The organism is Chryseobacterium sp. 'Rf worker isolate 10', assembly GCF_050753305.1.
GTDB lineage: Bacteria > Bacteroidota > Bacteroidia > Flavobacteriales > Weeksellaceae > Chryseobacterium.
In genome coordinates this window covers 1-5,570 of record NZ_JBOZOF010000009.1, presented here as the reverse complement: position 1 = coordinate 5,570, position 5,570 = coordinate 1, and the positions used below count along the sequence as shown (strand labels likewise).

2 tRNA genes and 3 rRNA genes are annotated in these 5,570 nt (G+C 46.6%); all 5 read right to left on the bottom strand.

The window, feature by feature from the left end:
• Positions 1-49 precede the first annotated feature (49 nt).
• Positions 50-157, bottom strand: a 5S ribosomal RNA gene (gene rrf / locus LKL37_RS22985).
• A gap of 142 nt (positions 158-299) precedes the next feature.
• Positions 300-3,056, bottom strand: a 23S ribosomal RNA gene (locus tag LKL37_RS22980).
• A 204-nt stretch (positions 3,057-3,260) separates the two neighbouring features.
• Positions 3,261-3,334, bottom strand: a tRNA-Ala gene (locus LKL37_RS22975).
• A gap of 81 nt (positions 3,335-3,415) precedes the next feature.
• Positions 3,416-3,489: transfer RNA gene (locus LKL37_RS22970), tRNA-Ile, on the bottom strand.
• Between the two features lie 212 nt (positions 3,490-3,701).
• Positions 3,702-5,218, bottom strand: a 16S ribosomal RNA gene (locus LKL37_RS22965).
• The 16S, 23S and 5S rRNA genes sit together here with 2 tRNA genes alongside, the layout of an rRNA operon.
• Positions 5,219-5,570 lie beyond the last annotated feature (352 nt).

Sequence of the window (5,570 nt, the reverse complement as noted above, 5' to 3'; positions counted from 1 at the left end):
AAAAAAATCCTTTATCATCAGATAAAGGATTTTTTAAAAATAAAATAAAAACTGGCGGCGGCCTACTCTCCCGCTTTCGCAGTACCATCGGCGCTGGTGGGCTTAACTTCTGTGTTCGGAATGGGAACAGGTGAGCCCCACCGCTAAAACCACCCTAAAGAAGGTATATAAGGTTGCAGGATGTAGGTAATAGGCTGCAGGTTTTTCCTGCTACCTGATAGCTACCATCTGCTACCTTTTTTAATCGATAAAAACTTTCACAAAGAGCTAACCTTGCTGCACTTTCGTGCGCCATATTAGGCTATAAATCTACGGGTAATTAGTACTACTTGGCTATGACATTACTGTCTTTACACCTATAGCCTATCAACGTCGTCATCTCCAACGACCCTTAAAAGATGTCTCATCTTGAGGCGAGTTTCGCACTTATATGCTTTCAGTGCTTATCTCTTCCAAACGTAGCTACTCAGCAGTGCACCTGGCGGTACAACTGATACACCAGAGGTTTGTTCAATTCGGTCCTCTCGTACTAGAATCAAGCCCTCTCAAACATCTAACGCCCGCAATAGATAGAGACCGAACTGTCTCACGACGTTCTGAACCCAGCTCGCGTGCCACTTTAATGGGCGAACAGCCCAACCCTTGGGACCTTCTCCAGCCCCAGGATGTGACGAGCCGACATCGAGGTGCCGAACCTCCCCGTCGATGTGAGCTCTTGGGGGAGACTAGCCTGTTATCCCCGGAGTACCTTTTATCCTATGAGCGATGGCCCTTCCATACGGAACCACCGGATCACTATGTCCTGCTTTCGCACCTGATCGACTTGTAGGTCTCACAGTCAAGCACCCTTATGCCATTACACTCTACGCACGGTTACCAAGCGTGCTGAGGGTACCTTTGAAAGCCTCCGTTACTCTTTTGGAGGCGACCACCCCAGTCAAACTACCCACCACGCAATGTCCTTCTATTAAGAAGTTAGGCTCCAAGTAAGTAAAGGGTGGTATTTCAACGTTGGCTCCACCTACACTAGCGTGCAAGCTTCAAAGCCTCCCACCTATCCTACACATTACTTACTCAAAGTCAATACGAAGTTATAGTAAAGGTTCACAGGGTCTTTTCGTCCCATTGCGGGTAATCGGCATCTTCACCGATACTACAATTTCACAGAGCTCATGGTTGAGACAGTGCCCAGATCGTTACACCATTCGTGCAGGTCGGAACTTACCCGACAAGGAATTTCGCTACCTTAGGACCGTTATAGTTACGGCCGCCGTTTACTGGGGCTTCAGTCAATGCCTTCGGTTTAACCCTAAGCACCTTCCTTAACCTTCCAGCACCGGGCAGGTGTCAGACCCTATACTGCATCTTTCGATTTTGCAGAGTCCTGTGTTTTTGATAAACAGTCGCCTGGGCCTCTTTACTGCGGCCACCATTGCTGATGGCGTCTCTTCTCCCGAAGTTACGAGACTATTTTGCCTAGTTCCTTAACCATGATTCACTCTAGCACCTTAGGATTCTCTCCTCGACTACCTGTGTCGGTTTTGGTACGGGTTGCTTCACTTCGGCTTTTCTTGGAAGCACTTTCCCTACAGCAGCTTCGCCCGAAGGCTAGGCCTTGACTATTCCGTCAGTCTCCAGTAAGTACGGCACTCCGTCCCCTTTTTAGTGTGAGCAAGTATGGGAATATTAACCCATTGTCCATCCACTACCCCTTTCGGGTTCGCGTTAGGTCCCGACTAACCCTCAGCTGATTAGCATGGCTGAGGAAACCTTAGTCTTTCGGTGAGCGGGTTTCTCGCCCGCTTTATCGTTACTTATGCCTACATTTTCTTTTCTATCCGCTCCACAATACCTCACAGTACTGCTTCGGCGCAAATAGAATGCTCTCCTACCAGATGTACAATGTACAAATCCATAGCTTCGGTAATATGTTTATGCCCGATTATTATCCATGCCGGACCGCTCGACTAGTGAGCTGTTACGCACTCTTTAAATGAATGGCTGCTTCCAAGCCAACATCCTAGCTGTCAATGCAGTCCAACCGCGTTGCTTCAACTTAACATATATTTTGGGACCTTAGCTGTTGGTCTGGGTTCTTTCCCTCTCGGACATGGACCTTAGCACCCATGCCCTCACTGCCGACGAACATTTATTAGCATTCGGAGTTTGTCAGGAATTGGTAGGTGGTGAAACCCCCGCATCCAATCAGTAGCTCTACCTCTAATAAACTTAACATCGACGCTGCACCTAAATGCATTTCGGAGAGTACGAGCTATCTCCCAGTTTGATTGGCCTTTCACCCCTACCCACAGGTCATCCGAAGACTTTTCAACGTCAACCGGTTCGGTCCTCCACTCTGTGTTACCAGAGCTTCAACCTGCCCATGGGTAGATCACAAGGTTTCGCGTCTAATCCTACTAACTATACGCCCTATTCAGACTCGCTTTCGCTCCGGCTCCGGTACTTAATACCTTAACCTCGCTAGTAAAATTAACTCGTAGGCTCATTATGCAAAAGGCACGCCGTCACACCATATAGGTGCTCCGACCGCTTGTAGGCGTACGGTTTCAGGTTCTATTTCACCCTTCTATTCGAAGTGCTTTTCACCTTTCCTTCACAGTACTTGTTCACTATCGGTCTTTCAGGAGTATTTAGCCTTGGAGGATGGTCCCCCCATATTCAGACAGGATTTCACGTGTCCCGCCCTACTCATTTATCACTCAAATATGCCTTTCATATACGGGGCTATCACCCTCTATGGCTGTTCTTTCCAGAACATTCTATTAAACATATATCAGCTTTTGGGCTAATCCGCTTTCGCTCGCCACTACTTACGGAATCTCTTCGATTTCTTTTCCTCCGGGTACTTAGATGTTTCAGTTCTCCGGGTTTGCTCCTCTTGCGAGGTGACTGGTCTTCAACCAGCCGGGTTGCCCCATTCGGACATCTGCGGATCAATTCGTGTGTGCCAATCCCCGCAGCTTTTCGCAGCTTACCACGTCCTTCGTCGCCTCTGAAAGCCTAGGCATCCGCCATACGCCCTTAACGATTTCTTTCCTAATAATTATATTAGTTCAGTATTTTTTGATAAATTAAAATTTATCGATATTTTTATAAACTCGGCACTCGAAAGTGCTCGGTTATCTCTTTGTGATGTCTTTACCGTTAATGTCAATGATCTTAAATTCTTTTTTTCATACTGATGAACAGATGTTGTTTTTGGCTCCATCCGTAACTTTTAAATCAGTACTCCAAAACTGTGGAGAATAAGGGAGTCGAACCCTTGACCTCCTGCGTGCAAGGCAGGCGCTCTAGCCAGCTGAGCTAATTCCCCCTCTAGGTGCTGTAGGCTATAGGCTATAAGCTTTAGGAATTTGCCTTCTGCTTGAAGCTTACTGCTTACCGCTTTAATTAGTAGTCTCGGGCAGGCTCGAACTGCCGACCTCTACATTATCAGTGTAGCGCTCTAACCAGCTGAGCTACGAGACTGTCTTTTTAGACTTACAGATCCTAGATCCTAGATACAAGACTTTCATTCGTCTTGGTTCTTGGCTCTGGGCTCTTGTATCTCTTCCCTATACTAATTTCTAGTGGGTTTTGTATTTTTAATATAACCAACCAAACAAAAAACTAAAGCTTTACTTTAAGTAAGTGCTGTATCTCTCGATACTAATTTTGTTTATCGTCTTGAAGACGCTCTAAAATGAGATGTTCCAGCCGCACCTTCCGGTACGGCTACCTTGTTACGACTTAGCCCTAGTTACCTGTTTTACCCTAGGCAGCTCCTGTTACGGTCACCGACTTCAGGTACCCCAGACTTCCATGGCTTGACGGGCGGTGTGTACAAGGCCCGGGAACGTATTCACCGCGCCATGGCTGATGCGCGATTACTAGCGATTCCAGCTTCATAGAGTCGAGTTGCAGACTCCAATCCGAACTGAGACCAGCTTTCGAGATTTGCATCACGTCACCGTGTAGCTGCCCTCTGTACTGGCCATTGTATTACGTGTGTGGCCCAAGGCGTAAGGGCCGTGATGATTTGACGTCATCCCCACCTTCCTCTCTACTTGCGTAGGCAGTCTCACTAGAGTCCCCAACTTAATGATGGCAACTAGTGACAGGGGTTGCGCTCGTTGCAGGACTTAACCTAACACCTCACGGCACGAGCTGACGACAACCATGCAGCACCTTGAAAAATGTCCGAAGAAAAGTCTATTTCTAAACCTGTCATTTCCCATTTAAGCCTTGGTAAGGTTCCTCGCGTATCATCGAATTAAACCACATAATCCACCGCTTGTGCGGGCCCCCGTCAATTCCTTTGAGTTTCATTCTTGCGAACGTACTCCCCAGGTGGCTAACTTATCACTTTCGCTTAGTCTCTGAATCCGAAAATCCAAAAACGAGTTAGCATCGTTTACGGCGTGGACTACCAGGGTATCTAATCCTGTTCGCTCCCCACGCTTTCGTCCATCAGCGTCAGTTGTTGCTTAGTAACCTGCCTTCGCAATTGGTGTTCTAAGTAATATCTATGCATTTCACCGCTACACTACTTATTCCAGCTACTTCAACAACACTCAAGACCTGCAGTATCAATGGCAGTTTCACAGTTAAGCTGTGAGATTTCACCACTGACTTACAGATCCGCCTACGGACCCTTTAAACCCAATAAATCCGGATAACGCTTGCACCCTCCGTATTACCGCGGCTGCTGGCACGGAGTTAGCCGGTGCTTATTCGTATAGTACCTTCAGCTAGATACACGTATCTAGGTTTATCCCTATACAAAAGAAGTTTACAACCCATAGGGCCGTCGTCCTTCACGCGGGATGGCTGGATCAGGCTCGCACCCATTGTCCAATATTCCTCACTGCTGCCTCCCGTAGGAGTCTGGTCCGTGTCTCAGTACCAGTGTGGGGGATCACCCTCTCAGGCCCCCTAAAGATCGCAGACTTGGTGAGCCGTTACCTCACCAACTATCTAATCTTGCGCGTGCCCATCTCTATCCACCGGAGTTTTCAATTTTAAATGATGCCATTCAAAATGTTATGGGGTATTAATCTTCCTTTCGAAAGGCTATCCCCCTGATAAAGGCAGGTTGCACACGTGTTCCGCACCCGTACGCCGCTCTCAAGATTCCGAAGAATCTCTACCGCTCGGCTTGCATGTGTTAGGCCTCCCGCTAGCGTTCATCCTGAGCCAGGATCAAACTCTCCATTGTATGTTTGTCTGACTCACTCAAAGTTTTTTTAACGCTTTAGTTTTTCCTTACTTGGTTGTTATATTGTATGTCAATGATCTTTATATCTTTCGCTTTTTAACGAAGCAATCTTCTCTGTCAGTGTCGCTCCGTATTTGCGAGTGCAAAAGTAAAACTTTATTTCTAATTGACCAAATGTTTTGAAAGAAAATTTTAAAGTTTTTTAAGTAACCTTAATCTCTTTCCAAACCCTCAATCTATCCACTCCTGCGCTCCCTGTAATTGGGACTGCAAAGATACAAACTCTTTTTTAACCGGCAACCTTTTTTGTAAAAAGTTTTGAAGTTTTTTTCGTCTGTTTCTTTTTGAAGTA